The organism is Dactylosporangium roseum (genome assembly GCF_025264685.1).
Classification (GTDB): domain Bacteria; phylum Actinomycetota; class Actinomycetes; order Mycobacteriales; family Micromonosporaceae; genus Dactylosporangium; species Dactylosporangium roseum.
On record NZ_CP073721.1, the window covers coordinates 2,952,900 to 2,972,536 of the forward strand.

Annotated in this window: 6 protein-coding genes; 3 read left to right on the plus strand and 3 right to left on the minus strand. The window is 71.7% G+C overall.

All coding sequences use genetic code 11. The features are described 5' to 3' along the window. Nucleotides 1-22 precede the first annotated feature (22 nt). The gene (locus Drose_RS14260) at nt 23-250 is read right to left on the minus strand and encodes a DUF5988 family protein (protein WP_260728669.1); all 228 of its coding nucleotides are present in this window, start codon (nt 248-250) and stop codon (nt 23-25) included. Between the two features lie 371 nt (nt 251-621). Here Drose_RS14260 and Drose_RS14265 point away from each other — a divergent pair, with 371 nt between their 5' ends. Beyond that, on the plus strand, nt 622-1,821 hold the full coding sequence (locus Drose_RS14265; RefSeq protein ID WP_260728670.1) for a cytochrome P450: 1,200 nt from the start codon (nt 622-624) through the stop codon (nt 1,819-1,821). A 13-nt stretch (nt 1,822-1,834) separates the two neighbouring features. On the opposite strand, the gene Drose_RS14270 is transcribed toward Drose_RS14265, so the two are convergent. Beyond that, nucleotides 1,835-2,602 (minus strand): AfsR/SARP family transcriptional regulator, encoded by a 768-nt coding sequence (locus tag Drose_RS14270; protein ID WP_260728671.1) that lies wholly within the window; start codon nt 2,600-2,602, stop codon nt 1,835-1,837. A 444-nt stretch (nt 2,603-3,046) separates the two neighbouring features. On the opposite strand from Drose_RS14270, the gene Drose_RS39335 reads away from it, so the two are divergent. Together Drose_RS39335 and Drose_RS14280 are read left to right on the plus strand one after the other, a co-directional pair. Then, nucleotides 3,047-14,410, plus strand: a complete 11,364-nt coding sequence (locus Drose_RS39335) for a type I polyketide synthase (RefSeq protein ID WP_260728672.1) — start codon at nt 3,047-3,049, stop codon at nt 14,408-14,410. Then, nucleotides 14,407-19,206 (plus strand): type I polyketide synthase, encoded by a 4,800-nt coding sequence (locus Drose_RS14280; protein ID WP_390891387.1) that lies wholly within the window; start codon nt 14,407-14,409, stop codon nt 19,204-19,206. The genes Drose_RS39335 and Drose_RS14280 overlap by 4 nt, the downstream gene beginning before the upstream one ends. Here Drose_RS14280 and Drose_RS14285 read toward each other — a convergent pair whose 3' ends face one another. Then, the gene (locus Drose_RS14285) at nt 19,207-19,617 is read right to left on the minus strand and encodes a nuclear transport factor 2 family protein (protein WP_260728674.1); all 411 of its coding nucleotides are present in this window, start codon (nt 19,615-19,617) and stop codon (nt 19,207-19,209) included. Nucleotides 19,618-19,637 lie beyond the last annotated feature (20 nt).

Below are 19,637 nucleotides of genomic sequence, written 5' to 3' on the forward strand. Positions count from 1 at the left end.
CCTTGGGAGCTTCGTATCGCCGCTATTCGGCTATACGGGTTTGATAAGTCCACCGGAAGATCACCGCGTCGTTGGTGACAGCCTCCACCGGCTCCCTTTCAAAATGCTCGTACCCATTACCGTGCAGGACCTTGATCCGGTCGGTCTCCCGGGAGACGCGGCAGGTTCGCAGCTCGATGGGAAAGCTGTCCGGACCGCCCTTGAGAATGGCCTCGACGACATCAGTTCCAACCGGAGACGACTCCCTCATCACACGACCTCCGTCAGCGTCCTATGGGCTTTCGGTCACGATTGACCGTAGCGAGATCACGTCGGTCGGACCACCCTTAATGACCCCCTAACGACCGAAACCGCCCTTGACCGGCGGCGGGCAGGCGGTTTCCCGAAATAGGAGGCGAGCAATGCGGACAGGTTACTCTCGATAGGGCTTTGGCTGAGTGGCGGCCGCGTTCGTGATGACGGTCTCCGGTGGTTGGCCGGGAGCATTGTGGGCGGCGCGCGAGCATCGCCTCGGACCCGGCCGCCCGGACGAGGCTAGCTCGCCTTTAGCTCAGTTGTCGACGCTGTGGGTGCGACGACGGATGCCGACATTTCGAGCTGACTCAAGGTCCAGGGGTCACCATGACACGCAACGCAGAGCTGTTGTTCAACCCATTCGAGCCGGGCTTCGCCGAGGATCCCTACCCGGCCTACCGGAAACTGCGTCAGGCGGAACCGGTGCACGAGTCGCCCATCGGTGTCTGGCTGATCAGCGGTTACGCGGACGTAATGGCGGTGCTGCGCTCGCAACTCTCCGTCGATCCTCGCAACATCCAGGACGGGCCGTTCAGCGTGCGGCTCATCGAGGGCCGGGCCCTGTCCATGCTCGACCGCGACCCGCCGGATCACACCAGGCTGCGCTCGCTGGTCGCGAAGGTGTTCACGCGGCGCTCGATCGCCGCGCTCGAGCCGCTCGTGACCGGCCTCGTCGACGACGCGCTCAACCGCATCGCCGTCGACGGGCGGGCAGACCTGGTCGACGCGCTGGCGTTTCCGCTGCCGTTCGAGGTGATCTCGCGCATGCTGGGCATGCCGCGGACCGACACGGCGTACATCCGCGACCTGAGTGGCAAGATCGTCCACACCCTCGACGTCGTCGCGGACGAGCAGGAGTTCCGGGAGATCGAGCGGGCGACGGCCGAGCTCGACGCGATCGTCGCCGACGCGATCGCGTGGAAGCGCACCCATCCCACATCCGACCTGCTCACCGCGCTGGTCGAGGCGGAGGACCAAGGCGACCGGCTCTCGGACGATGAACTGATCGCCCAGGTGGAGCTGCTCTTCGTCGCCGGGCATGAGACCACGGTGAACCTCATCTCGGGTGGGGTTGAGGCGCTGCTGCGGCATCCCGCGCAGCTCGCCCTGCTCCGCGACACTCCGGACCTCGCCCCCAACGCGCTGGAGGAACTCCTCCGCTTCGTCAACCCTGTGCAGCAGAGTCGGCGGATCACCATCAAGCCGTGGCCCGTACGCGACGGCCGGGTGATCCCACCGGGAACCTTCGTCATCGCGATGCTCGCCGCGGCCAACCATGACGAGTCGTTCTGGGGGCCGACCGCCGAGCAGCTCGACATAACCCGGCCGAACGCCCGGCAGCATCTGGCATTCGGCGGCGGTCCGCATCATTGTCTCGGTGCCGCGCTGGCCAGGCTCGAGGGCCGGATCGCGGTGACCAGGCTGGTGCAGCGGTTTCCGGGTCTCGCCTTCGACCCCGCCCAGGAGGTGACCTGGAACGGCCGGATCAGCCTGCACGGCCCGGCCCGGCTGCCCATTGTGGTGTAACCGCCGGACGCTGCTAACGGGAAACTCCGTAAGCGCTGGCATGCCCGGACAGAACGGCCCGCTGGGCATCCTGGAGAGCTTGGCACGGCTCCAAGCCCAACTCGTCACGAAGCAGCCTCCGGACCGACCGATATACCGCAAGGGCGTCGGCCTGACGATCGCAGCGGTGCAGCGCGAGCATTAGCTGACCATAGAACTCTTCGTGCAGCGGGTACTCGGAAACAACCGCATGAAGCCGCCCGACGACCTCGTGATGGCGGCCGAGCCTGAGCTTGGCGTCGACCAGCAGTTTGATGGCCTCCAGGCGCTGCTCCTCCAGCCAGGTCATGAAACCCTTGAGGATCGGACCGTTGCCCAGGTTGGCCAGCACCGGGCCACGCCACAACGCCAGTGCCGCCTCGAAGCATTCGGCGGCTTCATCGTCGCACAGCCGCCGGGCGTATCCGCGGCCCGTCTCGATGAGCCGCAGGAAGGCGTGGGAATCGAGCTCGTCGGATCCCATGCGGAGCATGTAGCCGGGTGCCTCCGTGATGACCGGGCTGGCCGGCCCAGCGGGTTCCCGCAGAAACTTGCGAAGTTCGGAGATATAAACGTGCACGCCCGCGGCCGCCCGACGAGGAAGGGACTCTCCCCAGAGCTCGGTCATCAGCTCGCTGGCCGCCACGACGCGGTCAGAACGGATGAGGAGGGCCCCGAGGACGACCTCCACCTTCTTTGCGCTCAGCGACCGGCTGCGACTGGAGTCGATCACCCGCAGTGGTCCCAGGATTTCATACTTCACTCAGATCTCCGCCCCGTTCTCGGATGCTGCGATGTGCCCTTGCGCTCCCGCTGAATAAAGGTTTCCGCCTTCCCGCGGCCCTCCACTTTCTGCGAATGCAGAGCATCCCTATATGCGGAGCGTGGACCATTTGCCGCCCAGGGTGACTGTAAAGAAGCGATCAATGTGGGGGAACCCCGCACCATCCCCTACACCCCTATGTCCGCGGCCGGCGCCGGGCGTGCGCCGTGAGCCGGAGGCAGCTCAGGAGCGGACCGTGGTGAGGAAGCTCCCTCGGGTCGGCTCGATCGACCGCGCGGCCGGCGTGCAGCGTTTGGTGCTGCTTTAGAGCCGCCGCCGACAGTGGGACGGCGGCGCGGACCCGCGGGAACGTCCGCAAATGGTGCTCTGCCGGAAGTGGACCCGGGCTCTGCCGGACCGCACTGATTGCTGGGTGGACCTCGAATGGCGACTGAACAGCAGCTAGTCGATTACCTGAAGCGGGTCGCGGCGGATCTGCATGACACGCGGCAGCGTCTCCAGGAGGCCGAGGAGCAGAACTCCGAGCCGGTGGCCGTGGTGGGCATGGCGTGTCACTTTCCCGGCGGGGTGTGCTCCCCGGAGGGCCTGTGGGAGCTCGTCGCCGAGGGCCGTGACGCCATCGGTCAGTTCCCCGAGAACCGCGGTTGGGACCTGGAAAACCTCTATCACCCGGACCCCGCTCACCCCGGCACGTGCTACATGCGCGAAGGTGGTTTCCTCGACGAGGCGGACCAGTTCGATGCCGCCTTCTTCGGGATCAGCCCGCAGGAGGCGCTCGACGCCCACCCCCAGCAACGGATGCTGCTGGAGACGACGTGGGAACTTCTGGAGCGGGCCGGGATCGACCCGGCCTCACTCAAGGGCACCTCGACCGGAACCTATGTGGGTACGGCCACCACCGGCGGCGGCATGCGCGGCAAGGAAGCGGTCGAGGGCTATGCCGGGAGCGCGCCGAGCGTGCTCTCCGGCCGGATCGCCTACACGCTCGGGCTGGAAGGCCCGGCCCTGACGGTGGAGACGGCCTGCTCGTCGTCCCTGGTGGCGATCCATCTGGCGGCACAGGGTCTGCGTCAGGGCGACTGCACGCTCGCCGTGGCCGGTGGCGTGACGGTGATGGCGACGCCCGAAGTGTTCACCGGGTTCTCGCGGCAGCGCGGGCTGGCTCCCGACGGCCGGTGCAAGCCCTTCTCGGCTTCCGCCGACGGCACGGGGTGGGGCGAGGGTGTGGGCCTGCTGCTGCTGGAGCGGTGGCAGGACGCCCGCCGAAACGGTCACCGGGTGCTGGCGGTCATTCGTGGCTCGGCCGTCAACCAGGACGGCGCGAGCAATGGCTTCACCGCACCGAACGGCCCTTCGCAGCAGCGGGTGATCCGGCAGGCGCTGGCGAACGCGCGCCTGTCGGCGTCCGAGGTGGACGCGGTGGAGGCGCACGGCACGGGCACACCCCTCGGCGATCCGATCGAGGCCGACGCGCTGCTGGCGACCTACGGGTGGGACCGGTCGCCCGACCATCCGCTCTGGCTCGGATCGGCCAAATCCAACATCGGGCACACGCAGGGCGCCGCCGGCGTCGCCGGGGTGATCAAGATGATCATGGCGATCCGGCACGGCAGCCTCCCGCCCACGTTGCACGTCACCGAACCCACCCCGCACGTCGACTGGTCCGCCGGCACGGTGCGACTGCTGACGGAGGCCCGGGAGTGGCCGCGGACGGGCCGGCCGCGCAGGGCGGGAGTCTCCTCCTTCGGCATCTCGGGCACGAACGCGCACGTGATCGTCGAGGAGGCCGAGGAGCAGACACTGGCCGAGACCTCGGGGCCGGCCGATGTGGTGCCGTGGGTGGTGTCGGCGCGAAGCGAGGCGGCGTTGCGGGAGCAGGTCAGGCGCCTGGTGGAGTTCGTGGGGTCCGCCGCCGGGGTGTCGCCGGTCGACGTGGGCTGGTCGCTGCTGCGGTCGCGGTCGCTGTTCGAGCATCGGCTGGTGGCGGTGGGGTCGTCGGGTGCGGAGTTGGTGGGCGAGCTCGAGGCCGGGCTGGACGGCATCGTCCCGGCCCCGCGGGGCGAGGGTGAGGTGGTGTGGCTGTTCAGCGGTCAGGGCAGCCAGCGGGTGGGGATGGGCGCGGGGCTGTATGGGCGGTTTCCCGTGTTCGCCGAGGTCTTCGACGAGGTGTGTGGGCTGCTGGATCCGTACCTGGAACGTCCTTTGCGGCAGGTGGTGTTCGACGGGCCGGCCGAAGCGCTGAACCACACCACCTACGCGCAGGCCGCGCTGTTCGCCGTCGAGGTGAGCCTCTCGCGGCTGCTGATGTCGATGGGTGTGCGTCCGGGCGTGGTAGCGGGCCACTCCGTCGGCGAGGTGGCCGCGGCGCACGTGGCGGGCGTGCTGGATCTGGCTAGTGCGTGCCGGCTGGTCGGGGCCCGGGCCAGGTTGATGGGGGCCCTGCCGGCAGGGGGCGGCATGTCGGCGATCCAGGCCGAAGCGGCGGAGCTCGTCCCGACCCTGCCCGACGGTGTGAGCGTGGCGGCGCTGAACGCGCCGGACAGTACCGTGATCTCGGGACCGGCGGAGCTGGTGGCGCGGGCCGAGGCCGAGTGGCGCGGCCGGGGCCGCAAGACCAGGAGACTGAGCGTCAGCCACGCCTTCCACTCGGCGCTGATGGACCCCATGCTGGACGATTTCGCCGCCGCCATCGCGGACATCTCGTTCCGCGACCCGGTGATCCCCATGGTCAGCACGCTTACCGGCGAAGCCGGCGAGCCGCGGATCACCACGCCCGGCTACTGGGTGCGGCAGGTACGCGAGCCGGTGCGGTTCCATCCGGCCGTCGCCGCCGTCGCGGACCAGGCTCGGATGTTCGTCGAGATCGGGCCGGATCCCGTGCTGGCCGTCGCCGTACAGCGCACTCTCGACGACGCCGGCGCCCTGGCCCTGCTCAACGAGCGGCAGAACGACGTCGTCAGCTTCGGCCGTGCGCTCGGACACCTGCACGCCGCCGGCATCGACGTGGACTGGAGCTCCTGGTTCGACACCGACACCCCGCCTCGCATCGTCGATCTCCCCACCTACCCCTTCCAGCACCAGCGGTTCTGGCCGTCCGGCTGGCAGCAGGACGGCGATGCGGCGGCGCTCGGCCTGAGCCCGGCGCAGCATCCGCTGCTCGGTGCGGCCGTGAAGCTGGCGGGTGGCGGCACCTTCCTGTTGACCGGCCGGATCAACGGCTCGGCCGGCTCGTGGTTGTACGACCACGTGGTGGCCGGGACGCCGGTGGTGGCCGGTGCGGTCCTGGTCGAATGGGCGTTGCGCGCCGCCGACGGCGTCGGCTGCGCGGCCATCGACGATTTCACCCTGCGGGCGCCCGTCGTGCTGCCGCGTACGGGTGGTGTTCGCATCCAGGTGGTGGTTGGTTCCGCCGAGGAGGAGGACGGCCGCCGGGACGTGCAGGTGTACTCGCAGCCGGACGGCGAGGCGGCGGGCGACGAGTGGGAGTGGCACGCTTCCGGGCTCCTCAGCCCGCATCCGGCGCCCGATGACCCGACGACAGGTGACGTGCCGGACGGGGCATGGCCGCCACCGGGCGCCGAACCGCTGGAGACCGCGGGCCTGTACGAGCGTGCGGCGCGGGCCGGGTACGAGTACGGCCCCGCGTTCCGTGCGGTGCGCGCGGCGTGGCGGCACGGGGACGACCTGCTGGCGGAGGTGGAACTGCCCAACACGGCCGGGCCGGAGGACGGGTTCGGCATCCATCCGGTGCTGCTCGATGCCGCGCTGCACCCGGCGCTGCTCGCCGACCGTTCCGACGGCGGATCCGGCGACGGAGAAGTCTGGGTTCCCTTCGTCTGGAACGGCGTGTCGCTGCACGCGGTGGGGGCCACGACCGTGCGGGTGCGCCTGTCACCCCAGCGGGACGGGGAACGGCGGGCGCTGCGCCTGGACGTGACCGACCCGACCGGCCAGCCGGTGCTGCGCGTGGCGGAGCTGTGGATGCGGCCAAGCGAACGCCGCCGACTCACCGCCGCGGCACCGGGGACCGCCAACGGTCTGTTGACTTTGGACTGGATGCCGCTACCGCCGGCCGGGACCGATACCGAAAGCATCGCCGTCCTGGGGCCGGAGCCGGCGCACCCGGAACTGGCCGCGACGGTGCGCCGAGCCGGGCCGCCACCCCGTTCCGTGGCGCTCGCCGAGGTCCGCGGGTCCGAGCATGGTGACGCCGCCGACGACGCGCGGGCCACGGCGGAACGCGTGCTGGAGACAGCCAAGGCGTGGCTGAGCGAACCGGAGCTGACCGACGTCCGGTTGGCCTTTGTCACCCGGGGCGGGCTCGTCGCGGCCGGGGTGTGGGGACTGGTCCGCAGCGCCCAGGTCGAGCATCCGGGCCGTTTCGTGCTCGTGGACGTCGCCGGAGCCGGCGTGCCGGACGCCGGGGTGGTCAACGCCGTCCGGCGGGCGCTCGACGCGGGCGAGGAACAGGTGAAGGTGGACGGCGACCAGGTGCTGGTGCCCCGGCTCACCCCGGTCGCGGGCGAACCCGGAGACGCCGAGCCGGCGCCCGACGCGGCCGGGACCCTCCTGGTGACCGGCGGAACCGGCATGCTCGGCGGGCTGGTGGCCGAGCACCTCGTCCGGCGCGACGGCGTGCGCCGTCTGCTGCTGCTGTCGCGGCGAGGCGCGACCGCACCCGGCGTGGCGGAGCTCAGCGAGCGGCTGACCGCCGCGGGCGCGCACGTCGACGTGGCGGTGGCCGACGTCGCCGACCGGGAGGCGCTGGCACGGGCGCTCGCGGACATCCCGGCCGAGCATCCGCTCACCGCGGTGATCCACGCGGCCGGGGTGCTCGACGACGCGATTCTCACCTCCCACGATGCGCAACGCCTGGAGCGCGTGTGGCGGCCCAAGGCGCTGGGTGCCTGGAACCTCCACGTCCTGACCCGGGACCTGCCGCTGCGGTCCTTCTGGGTCTTCTCCTCGGCCGCCGGCGTCATCGGCAGCGCCGGGCAGGCGGGCTACGCGGCGGCCAACGCGTTCTGCGACGCCCTGATGGCCCATCGCCGCGGCCTCGGCCTCCCGGGCATGGCCGTGTCCTGGGGCCTGTGGGCGGGCACCGGCGGCATGGCCGCCCGGCTGACCGCCGCCGACCTGGCCCGGCTGCGCGGTGTGCGTCCGCTGTCGGCCGAGCGCGGCCTGGCGCTGCTCGCCGCCGCCCGGCGGCTCGATCGAGCCGAGGTGGTGGCGGCCGACATCGACGTCGCCGGCATGGCGGCCGACGAACTGCCCCCGGCGCTGCGCCGCCTGGCCGGGCGCACCCGGCGGCGGGCGGCGGCGGACGGCGGTGCGGCCGGTCTGACCGCGCGGCTGGCGGGGTTGGACGCCGACGCCCGTGCCGACCTCGTCGTGGGCATCGTCCGCCGGCATGTCGCGGCCGTTCTCGGCCACGCCTCCCCGGACGAGGTGCCCGCCGACACCAACTTCGAAGGGCTCGGGTTCACCTCGCTGACGGTCCTGGAACTGCGCAACCGGCTCGGCACGGCGACCGGGCTGCGCCTACCGGCCACGCTGGCCTTCGACTATCCGACCCCTCGGTCGTTGGCACGGTATCTGGCCGCCCGGCTGGACGGCGGAAACGCTCAGGCCGCGCCCACCCGGACGGCCGTGCGGGCGACCGATCCGATCGCGATCGTGTCGATGGCATGCCGCTATCCGGGCGGGGTACGAACGCCCGAAGACCTGTGGGAGCTGGTGTCCTCGGGGCGGGACGCGATCGGCGAGTTCCCGTCGAACCGCGGCTGGGATCTGCAACGGCTCTTCAGTCCCGACCCGGACCGGCCCGGCGCCAGTGCCACGCGCGAAGGCGGATTCCTCTACGACGCCGGGGAGTTCGACGCCGCGTTCTTCGGCATCGGCCCCCGCGAGGCGCTGGCCGCCGATCCGCAGCAGCGGCTCCTGCTCGAGGTCGCCTGGGAAGCGCTCGAACGCGCCGGCATCCTCCCGGCCTCGCTGCAGGGAACATCGACTGGCATCTACGCCGGCGTGATGTACCACGACTACGCCAGCGGCGCGGCCGACGAGGACGCCACGCTGGAAGGCTATGTGATGCCCGGCATGGGCAGCGCGATCCCCGGCCGGGTCGCCTACACCTTCGGCCTGCAGGGCCCGGCCGTGACGGTGGACACCGCGTGCTCGTCCTCGTTGGTGGCGATCCACCTGGCCAGCCACGCACTGCGGCAGGGCGAGTGCGACCTCGCGCTCGCGGGCGGCGTCACCGTGATGGCCACCCCCGGCCTCTTCCCGGGGTTCTCGCGGCAGCGCGGGCTGGCGCCGGACGGCCGCTGCAAGGCGTTCGCGGCGTCCGCCGACGGCACGGGATGGGGCGAGGGCGTCGGCCTGGTGCTGCTGGAGCGGCTGTCGGACGCGCGGCGCAACGGCCACCGGGTGCTGGCGCTGGTCCGGGGCAGCGCGGTCAACCAGGACGGCGCGAGCAACGGCTTCACGGCGCCGAACGGTCCGTCGCAGGAGCGAGTGATCGGGGCGGCGCTCGGCGCCGCCGGTCTCAGGGCGTCCGACGTGGATGTGGTGGAGGCGCACGGCACGGGGACGACGCTGGGTGACCCGATCGAGGCCCAGGCCCTGCTGGCCACCTACGGACAGGACCGCCCCGGCGACACGCCCCTGTGGCTCGGCTCGATCAAATCCAACATCGGGCATACCCAGGCGGCCGCGGGTGTCGCCGGGGTGATCAAGATGGTGATGGCGATGCGGCACGGGCTGGTTCCGGCCTCGCTGCACATCGACCAGCCGTCGCCCCACGTGGACTGGGCTTCGGGGCGGGTGCGCCCGTTGGTGGAGTCCGTTGCGTGGCCCGCGACCGGCCGTCCACGCCGGGCAGGGGTCTCCTCCTTCGGCGCCTCCGGCACGAACGCGCACGTGATCGTGGAGCAGGGCCGGCCGGAGGCCCCCGAACCGGCGGCGGTACCGGAATCGGCGTGCGTGGTGCCGTGGGTGGTGTCGGCGCGAAGCGAGGCGGCGTTGCGGGAGCAGGTCAGGCGCCTGGTGGAGTTCGTGGGGTCCGCCGCCGGGGTGTCGCCGGTCGACGTGGGCTGGTCGCTGCTGCGGTCGCGGTCGCTGTTCGAGCATCGGCTGGTGGCGGTGGGGTCGTCGGGTGCGGAGTTGGTGGGCGAGCTCGAGGCCGGGCTGGACGGCATCGTTCCGGCCCGGCGGGGCGAGGGTGAGGTGGTGTGGCTGTTCAGCGGTCAGGGCAGCCAGCGGGTGGGGATGGGCGCGGGGCTGTATGGGCGGTTTCCCGTGTTCGCCGAGGTCTTCGACGAGGTGTGTGGGCTGCTGGATCCGTACCTGGAACGTCCTTTGCGGCAGGTGGTGTTCGACGGGCCGGCCGAAGCGCTGAACCACACCACCTACGCGCAGACCGGGCTGTTCGCGGTACAGGTCGCCATGGCACGGCTGTTGGCCGGGACGGGCGTGACACCCGCCGCGGTTGCCGGGCACTCGGTTGGCGAGATCGCGGCCGCGCACGTCGCCGGTGTGCTCGACCTCCCTGACGCCTGCCGGCTGGTGGCCGCTCGCGCCACCTTGATGGGAAGGCTGCCGGCGGGCGGTGCGATGGCCGCGATCCAGGCCGGAGCGGCGGAGCTCGACGGCACCCTGCGGGACGGGGTGAGCGTCGCGGCGCGCAACACCGCCGACACCACGGTGGTGTCGGGTCCGGAAGCATTGGTCGCCCAGGTCGAGGCGCGGTGGTCCGGGCGGGGACGCCGGACGAAGCGGCTGAGCGTCAGCCACGCCTTCCACTCGGTGCTGATGGAGCCGATGCTGGATGACTTCGCGGCCGCCATCGGTGACATCGTGTTCCGCGAGCCGACGATCCCGTTCGTCAGCACGCTGACCGGGGAGAACGACGAACGACAGGTCGCGACACCCGGCTACTGGGTGCGGCAGGTGCGTGAGCCCGTACGCTTCCAGGAGGCCGTCGCCGCCCTCGCGGTCCGGGCGGGAACCTTCCTGGAAATCGGGCCCGACCCGGTGCTGGCCGTGGCGGCCGCGCAGACCGCCGAGGGCGCGCGGACGCTGGCCGTGCTGGACGGCGGGCAGCCCGACGCCGTCGCGTTCGGACGGGCCCTGGGGCAGTTGCACGCGGGCGGGCTGGACGTGGACTGGAGTCCCTGGTTCCCGGCCGACCCCGCGCCCCGCGTCGTCGACCTGCCCACGTATCCCTTCCAGGGACGCGACTACTGGCTGGCCGCCGTCCAGGGAAGCTCGGGAGACCCCGTTCGCCTCGGCCTGGACCCGGCCCGCCACCCGCTCCTCGGCGCGGCGATACGGCTGGCCGGCGCCGACACCTACGTCCTGACCGGGCGGGTGCCCGGAGCCGGCGACGGGAGCTGGCTCGGCCAGCACCGGGTTCTCGGCACCGTTCTGCTGGCGGGAACCGTCCTGGTCGAGTGGGCCCTCCGGGCGGCCGACGAGGTCGGCTGCTCCGGCGTGGAGGAGCTGACCTTGCGGGCGCCGTTGACGCTGCCCGCCTCCGGCGGCCTCCCGATTCAGGTCGTCGTGGATCCGGCGGAGGCCGACGGCCGCCGGCCGGTGCGGATCTACTCCCGCGCCGAGGCTGGATGGGTCTGCCACGCCGAAGGCATATTGACGCCGGAAGCACCCGGCACGGCGGAACTGCTCGGCGGTCAGTGGCCCCCGGCAGGCGCCGAACCGATGACGGTGGACGGCTTCTACGAGCGCGTCGCGGCCTCCGGCTACGAGTACGGGCCCGCGTTCCAGGGCATGCGGGCGGCCTGGCGCGACGGCGCCGACCTGCTGGCCGAGGTTGTCCTTCCCGAGGCGGCCGGGCAAGCGGCCGGATTCGGCCTCCACCCGGCGCTGCTCGACGCCGCGCTGCACCCGGCGCTGCTCGCGGGGACGGCCGGCGGCGAGAGCGCATACCTCCCGTTCGCCTGGAGCGGGGTCTCGGTCTGGGCGAAGGGAACCACGAGCGCGCGGGTCAGGCTCTCCCCGGTCGGGTCGGACGGGCTCAAGGTGACCGTTACCGATACCGCCGGATCACCCGTGTTCGGGGTCGAGCACCTCGTGCTGCGCCCGGTCGATTCCAGGCAGTTCCGCACCCGCGCTGCCGGCGGCCTCTTCGTGGTCGACTGGGTGCCGGTTTCGGATCCGGTTGGGGTTGGTGTTGATGATGTGGTGGTGGTTGAGGTGGGGGTGGTGGGTGAGGCGTTGGGGGTGGTGCGGGGTTGGTTGGGGGGTTCGGATGGTCGGGGGTTGGTGTTGGTGACTCGTGGGGCGGTGGGTGGGGTTCCGGATCCGGATGGGGCGGCGGTGTGGGGTTTGGTGCGGTGTGCGCAGTTGGAGCATCCGGGTCGGTTTTGGTTGGTGGATTTGGAGGTGGGGGTTGATGTTGGTGTGGTGGCGGGGTGTGTGGTGGAGCCGCAGGTGGTGGTGCGTGGTGGTCGGGTGTTGGTGCCGCGTCTGGTGCGTGGTGGTGGGTGTGGGGAGTTGGTGGGTGGGGTGGGGGAGCGGGCGTGGCGGTTGGGGGTGGGGGGTGGTGGGTCGTTGGAGGATGTGTTGGTGGTGGGTTGTCCGGAGGTGTTGGGGCCGTTGGGGAGTGGGGAGGTGCGGATTGATGTGCGGGCGGCTGGTGTGAATTTTCGGGATGTGTTGGTTGGTTTGGGTGTGGTGTCGGGGGTTGGTGGGATTGGTGGTGAGGGTGCTGGGGTGGTGGTTGAGGTTGGGTCGGGGGTTTCGGGGTTGGTGGTTGGTGATCGGGTGATGGGGTTGTTTGGTGGGGCGTTTGGTCCGGTGGTGGTGGCGGATGCGCGGTCGGTGGTTGTGGTGCCGGAGGGTTGGGGTTTTCGGGAGGCTGCGGGTGTTGTGGTGGCGTTTTTGACGGCGTGGTATGGGTTGGTGGAGTTGGCGGGTGTGCGGGCGGGGGAGTCGGTGTTGGTGCATGCGGCGACGGGTGGTGTGGGTCGGGCGGCGGTGCAGGTGGCGCGGTTGTTGGGGGCGACGGTGTTTGCTACGGCGAGTCCTGGTAAGCAGGGGTTGTTGGTGGAGATGGGGTTTGATGAGGCGCATCGTGCGTCGTCGCGGGATGTGGGGTTTGCGGCGAAGTTCGGTTCGGTGGATGTGGTGTTGAATTGTTTGGCGGGGGAGTTGACGGATGCGTCGTTGGGGTTGTTGGGGGATGGTGGGCGGTTTGTGGAGTTGGGGAAGACGGATATTCGTGTTGATCCGGGGGTGTGGTATCGGGCGTTTGATTTGATGGGTGATGTGGCGCCGGAGCGGGTTGCGTCGATGTTGGGGTTGTTGCGGGAGTTGTTTGTTGCTGGGCGGTTGCGGGCGTTGCCTGTGCAGGCGTGGCCGTTGGGGCGGGTGCGTGAGGTGTTGCGGTTGATGAGTCAGGCTCGGCATGTGGGGAAGGTGGTGTTGGATGTTCCGGCGGTGTTTGATCCTGAGGGTACGGTGTTGATTACGGGTGGTACTGGTGTGTTGGGTGGGTTGGTGGCTGGGCATGTGGTTGAGGTGTGGGGGGCGCGGCATGTGGTGTTGGTGAGTCGTCGTGGTTTGGGGGCGCCGGGTGCTGTGGAGTTGGTGGGTCGGTTGGGGGGTCGGGTGCGGGTGGTGGCGGCGGATGTGGGTGATGTGGGTGCGGTGCGTGCTGTGGTGGCGGGGGTTGATCCGGGGCATCCGTTGACGGGTGTGGTTCATGCGGCTGGTGTTGTTGATGATGGTTTGGTTGCGGGGTTGACGGCGGAGCGGTTGGCTGCGGTGTGGCGGCCGAAGGTGGATGGTGTGGTGGCGTTGCATGCGGCGACGGTGGGACAGCGGTTGAGCTTCTTCACGGTGTTCTCCTCCGCGGCCGCCACCTCGGGCAGCCCCGGGCAGGCCAACTACGCCGCCGCCAACGCCTACTGCGACGCCCTGATGGTCCGGCGCCGCGCGGCCGGTTTGCCGGGTCAGTCCATCGGGTGGGGGTTGTGGCAGTCGGTCAGCGGCATCACCGGCGGGCTGAGTGACACCGACCGCCACCGGATGCGCACGAGCGGGATGACCCCGCTGAGCGACGAGCAGGGGTTGGCCCTGTTCGACGCCGCAATCAGCCACGGCGCGGCGCACCTGGTCGCGGCCGATCTGAACGTCGCCGGCCGGGCCGCCGACACCCTGCCGCCCCTGCTGCGCGCCCTCGGCTCGGCCGGCGGCGCCGCCGGCCGAGCCGAGGGCGCGCAGCAGGGGCGCGTCGACTGGGCCGGGCAGTTGGCCGGGCTGTCCCCCGATGACCAGCGCTCGCTGCTGCTCGGCCTCGTCCGGACAAACGCGGCAGCCGTGCTCGGGCACGCCGATCCGGACACGCTACGGGCCGACACCCAGCTCAAGGACCTGGGGTTCGACTCGCTGACCGCCGTCGAACTGCGCAACCGCCTGTCGGCGGCCACCGCGCTGCGCCTGCCCACCGCCCTCGTGTTCACCTACCCGTCGCCGGCGGCCATCGCCGAGCACCTGCGCGAGCTGCTGGTACCGGCCGAGGCGGACCCGTCGGCTCCCGTCTTCGGCGAGGTGGACAAGCTGGAGGCGGTGATCGAGAAGTTCGCGCCGGAGGGCGACACCCGCGTCCGGCTGGCGAAGCGCATCGAGACCCTGCTGTGGCGGCTCAGCGAATCCGGTGACGCCGTCACCACGGCCGACGGCGGCGGCCTGGAGTCGGCGTCCGACGACGAAATGTTCGCGTTCATAGACCGGGAACTCGGCACTCCCGACGGCGATGGGTCGTGATGTCCACAGAAGACAAGCTCCGCGAATACCTCCGGCGCGTCACCACGGACCTCGGCCGGACGCGCCAGCGGCTGCATGAGGTAGAGGAGCGGTCGCGCGAGCCGCTGGCGGTGGTGGGCATGGCCTGCCGCCTCCCGGGCGGGGTCAGCTCTCCGGAAGGCTTGTGGGAGCTGGTGTCCGCGGGGCGGGACGCGATCAGCCCGTTCCCGACCGACCGCGGCTGGGACCTGGACCGGCTGTTCCACGCGGACTCCGCCCATTCCGGGACCAGCTACGTGCGGCACGGCGGGTTCCTCGACGACGCCGCCGGGTTCGACGCCGGGTTCTTCGGGATCAGCCCCCGCGAGGCCCTGGCCATGGAGCCGCAGCAGCGCGTGCTGCTGGAAACCGCGTGGGACCTGCTCGAAGCGGCCAGGATCGACCCCACCTCCCTGCGCGGCACGGCGACGGGGGTCTTTGCCGGCATCTCGAGCCAGGACTACCACGCGGGCGCCGGCACCTCCGACGAGGTGGAGGGCTACGTCGCCACGGGCAGCCTGGCCAGCGTCATCTCCGGCCGGGTCGCCTACACCCTCGGCCTGCAGGGCCCGGCGGTGACCGTGGACACGGCGTGCTCCTCGTCGCTGGTTGCCATCCACCTGGCCCGCAGCGCCCTGCTACGCAACGAATGCGAGCTGGCGCTGGCCGGCGGCGTCACCGTGCTGGCGACCCCGGGCGCGTTCGTGGAGTTCTCGCGGCAGCGCGGGCTGGCGCCGGACGGCCGCTGCAAGGCGTTCGCGGCCGCGGCCGACGGTACGGGCTTCTCCGAAGGCGTCGGCCTCGTGCTGTTGGAGCGGCTGTCGGACGCGCGGCGCAACGGTCACCGGGTGCTGGCGCTGATCAGGGGCAGCGCGGTCAACCAGGACGGCGCGAGCAACGGGCTGACCGCTCCCAGCGACACGGCGCAGCGGCGGGTGATCCACCAGGCCCTCGAGGACGCCCGCGTCAGGGCCTCGGAGGTGGATGTGGTGGAGGCGCACGGCACGGGGACGACGCTGGGTGACCCGATCGAGGCGCAGGCGCTGCTGAGTACCTACGGCAAGGACCGTCCGCCCGAGCGTCCACTGTGGATCGGCTCGGTGAAGTCGAACATCGGGCATACGCAGGCGGCCGCGGGCGTCGCCGGGGTGATCAAGATGGTGATGGCGATGCGGCACGGTGTGGTGCCGGTCTCGCTGCACATCGACGAGCCGTCACCGCATGTGGATTGGGCCTCGGGGCAGGTACGGCCGCTGGTGCGGTCCGTTCCGTGGCCCGCGACGGATCGGCCGCGCCGAGCCGGGGTGTCGTCGTTCGGTATTTCCGGTACGAACGTGCACCTGATCGTGGAGGAGGCCCCCAAGCCGGAGCCCGCACCGGCGGTCGAGGCGGGGCCGGTGCCTTGGGTGGTGTCGGCGCGCAGCGAAGCAGCGTTGCGGGCGCGGGTACGGCAGCTCGCCGAGCACGTGGCGGCACACCCCGAGTCGACGGCGGCCGAGGTGGGCTGGTCGCTCATCACCACCCGCCCGATGTTCGAGCACCGGGCGGTGGTCGTGGGTGACGCGGCCCTGTCGGCGCTGGCCCGGGGTGAAGCACACCCGGACGTGGTGACGGGACAGGCGAACCTCGGCGGTCCCGGCCCCGTCCTGGTGTTTCCCGGCCAGGGGTCGCAATGGCCCGGGATGGGCGCCCGGCTCCTGACCGACTCCCCGGTCTTCGCCGCCCGCGTCGCCGAATGCGAACAAGCCCTTGCCCCGTATGTGGATTGGTCCCTCACCGGCGTCCTGCGCGGCGACGGCGCCGAGCTGAGCCGGGTCGACGTGGTGCAGCCGGCGCTGTGGGCGGTGATGGTCTCCCTGGCCGCCGTCTGGGAGCACCACGGGGTCCGGCCCGCCGCGGTGATCGGGCACTCCCAGGGTGAGATCGCCGCCGCGTGCGTGGCGGGTGCGCTGTCCCTTCAGGACGCCGCGAAGGTCGTGGCGCTGCGCAGCCGGGCGCTGCGGGCCCTGTCCGGCCACGGCGCCATGGCCTCCGTGCTGTCGGACGAGGGGCAGGCCGCCCGATTGCTGGCCGGCACCGAGGGCGTGACCATCGCGGCGGTCAACAGCCCGTCGGCGGTGGTCGTCTCGGGTCCGCCTGCCGAGGTCTCCGCGTTCGCGGCCGCCGCCGAGCGGCAAGGACTGCGGGCCCGCGTGATCGACGTGGACTACGCCTCCCACGGCCCCCAGATCGACCGGCTCACCGGCGAGATCACCGACGCCCTGGCCGGGATCACACCTCGGGCGGCGCGACCGGTGTTCTACTCCACCGTCACCGCCGCGCCGCAGGACACCACCACCCTCGACGCCGGTTACTGGGTGCGCAACCTGCGCCAGCCGGTCCGCTTCGCCGACACGGTCAGCGCCCTGCTCGCCGCCGGTCACCGCACGTTCATCGAGGTCGGCCCCCATCCCGTGCTCACCCCGGCCGTCGAGGAGTGCGCCGATCACGCCGGCACCGCAGCCGCCGTCATTCCCACCCTGCGCCGCGACCACGACGACTGGGCCCAGCTCACCGGCGCCCTCGCCCGGGCCTACACCGCCGGGGTCCGCGTCAACTGGATCCCCTGCTTCCCGGACGATCCCCCGCCCCGCACCGTCGACCTGCCCACCTACCCGTTCGAGCACCAGCGGTACTGGTTGGCGGACGTCTCGAAGGCGCCCGTGGCGGCCGGATCGCCGGACGAGACGGAAGCGCACTTCTGGGCGGCCGTCGAGCACGGGGATGTGGACGAGGTCGCCGGGACGCTCGGCATCACCGAAGCCGGCGACGACAAGGCTTCGCTCGACGCGCTCGTCCCCGTTCTGTCCCGGTGGCGGCGCGAGCGCCGGCAACGATCCACGATCGACTCCTTCCGCTACCGCATCGAGTGGCAGCCGATCGCGGCCGGGTCCCCGTCCGGCACCGGCACGCCCGACGGATCCTGGCTCGTCGTCCGCCCGCGTGGCGTCGCCGAAGACTGGGCGCAGGCGTGCGCGGCCGCGCTGGAGGCGAACGGCTCCCGGGTACACCACCTCGACATGGACCCGCTCACCGAGCGGGCCGACCTCACCGTGGCCCTGCGGGACTGGGCCGCCACGGCCGGCCCGCCGGCGGCGCGGGTGCTCTCGCTGCTCGCCCTCGACGAAGGCGAACCGGGTAGCGGTGACTATCCCGGGCTCGCGGGCAGCCTGACGCTCCTGCAGGCCGTGGCCGACGCCGGGACCGGGACGCCGCTGTGGGTGCTGACCCGCGGCGCGGTCTCGGCGGGCGGCGACGACGGCCCCGAGCGTCCCGCCCAGGCACAGGTGTGGGGGCTCGGCCGGGCGGCGACCTTCGAGCATCCCGCGCTCTGGGGCGGCCTGGTGGACCTGCCGGCCACGCCGCAGGACCTCGACCCGGTGCGGCTGCGCGACGCGCTCGACCGCGAGGACGGCGAGGACGAGCTGGCGTTGCGCCCGGCCGGTGTCTTCGGGCGCCGGCTGGTCCCAGACCTGCTCGGTGCCGACCAGCCGCGCCGCGACTGGCGCCCGCGCGGTTCCGTGCTCGTCACCGGCGGATCGGGCGGCCCGGTCCGGTGGGTCGCCCAATGGCTGGCGGAGCAGGGCGCGGAGCGCGTACTGGTCCTCGCCTCCGCCGGAGTGCCCGCGGCCGAGCTTCCGCCGGGCGTCACTGTCGTTGAGTCGGTCGACCCCGACGAACGCATCGGGACACTCGTGTACGCCGGACCGTCCGCCGGCTTGGCGCCGCTCGCCGAGTCGACCCCGGCGACGCTGGCCGAGACGATTCGTGCGAGCCTCGACGGCGTCCGCGATCTGGAACCCGGCGGTACCGTCGTCTATTTGACGTCGGTCGCCGGCGTCTGGGGCGGCCGGGATCACGGTGCGTTCGCGGCCGCGAGCGCCTATCTCGACGCGCTGGCCGAGCGGCAGCGGGCCGCCGGCGTGCACGCCGTCTCGGTGGCCATGAGCCTGTGGGACGTGCCGGACGACCGGGCCCGTCCGGACCTCGAGAACGGACGGCGGCAGGGGCTGGTACCTCTCGAACCCGGGCTGGCGTTCGCCGCGCTGCACCAGGTGCTGCAACGGGACGACCCGTCCGTCGTCATCGCCGACGTCGATTGGCAGCGGTTCGTGCCGCTGGTCACCCTGGCCCGGCGGACCCGGCTGTTCGACCGGATACCCGCGGCCGCGGCGACGACGCAAACCGAGTCGGCGGGCGACGACGCCGCCACCACGACCGAGGCGCTACGGCGGGAGCTCGCGGCACGACCTCCGGCCGAGCGCTACGACGTACTGCTGACGCTCGTGCGCTCGCACGTGGCAACCGTGCTGCGGTACGCGGGCGCGGACGAGGTGGACCCTCGGCGCCCGTTCACGGACCTGGGCTTCGACTCGCTGACCGCCGTCGAGCTGCGCAACCGCCTGCGCGCCGCGACCGGGCTGCCGCTGCCGTCGACGCTGGTGTTCGACCGTCCCCGGCCGGAGGCCCTGGCCGCGTGGCTGCTCGACGAGGTGCTGCCGGCGGACGCCGGGGCGGCCGCACCGGCCCTGGGCCGCCTGGACGAGCTCGAGGCGGCGCTGGCTTTCCTGCCGCCGGAGGAGGCACGACGCTGCGGTCTGGTCGACCGGCTGCAAACGCTGCTGTGGAAATACGCGGACGCCTCCGCCGGCCCCGACCAGGCTGAGGACGGGACGGACCTGGCGGGGGCGACCGCTGACGAGATGTTCACGCTGCTCGACCGCGAACTGGGCGCCTGATCACACGGCGACGGCCCGCATTGGCCCGGCCGGCGACTCGCCCACGGTCAGATCGGTCATTCCCCAGAACGCCCGGACGTGGAAGCCCAGGCCCTCCTCGTTGAACTCCACGACGCCGATGATGTGCAGCTTCATCACCGTCGGGCTGCGCAGGACCACCTTGCTGGACGTGACGACGAACCGGTCACACATGGACGTGACCGACACCTGCGGGGTCTCGTGGACCTGGTGCTCGACGGACATGACCAGGTGCCTGCGAAGCGCCTCCTTGCCGATGGTCGGTGTACCTCCGACCGGATCCTCGAAGACCACGTCGTCGGTGAACAGGGCGAGGACGCCTTCCACGTCCCCTTCGTTCAACCGCTGGGCATACTGCACGGATGTCGCCTTGCGAAAGGCCTCGTCGAGCATGAGCACCTCCGGAACGAAAC

Bases quoted from the DNA above. Each gene is read 5' to 3' on its own strand.
- Drose_RS14260 (WP_260728669.1), bottom strand. From the start codon at position 250: ATGAGGGAGTCGTCTCCGGTTGGAACTGATGTCGTCGAGGCCATTCTC.
- Drose_RS14265 (WP_260728670.1), top strand. From the start codon at position 622: ATGACACGCAACGCAGAGCTGTTGTTCAACCCATTCGAGCCGGGCTTC.
- Drose_RS39335 (WP_260728672.1), top strand. From the start codon at position 3,047: ATGGCGACTGAACAGCAGCTAGTCGATTACCTGAAGCGGGTCGCGGCG.
- Drose_RS14285 (WP_260728674.1), bottom strand. From the start codon at position 19,617: ATGCTCGACGAGGCCTTTCGCAAGGCGACATCCGTGCAGTATGCCCAG.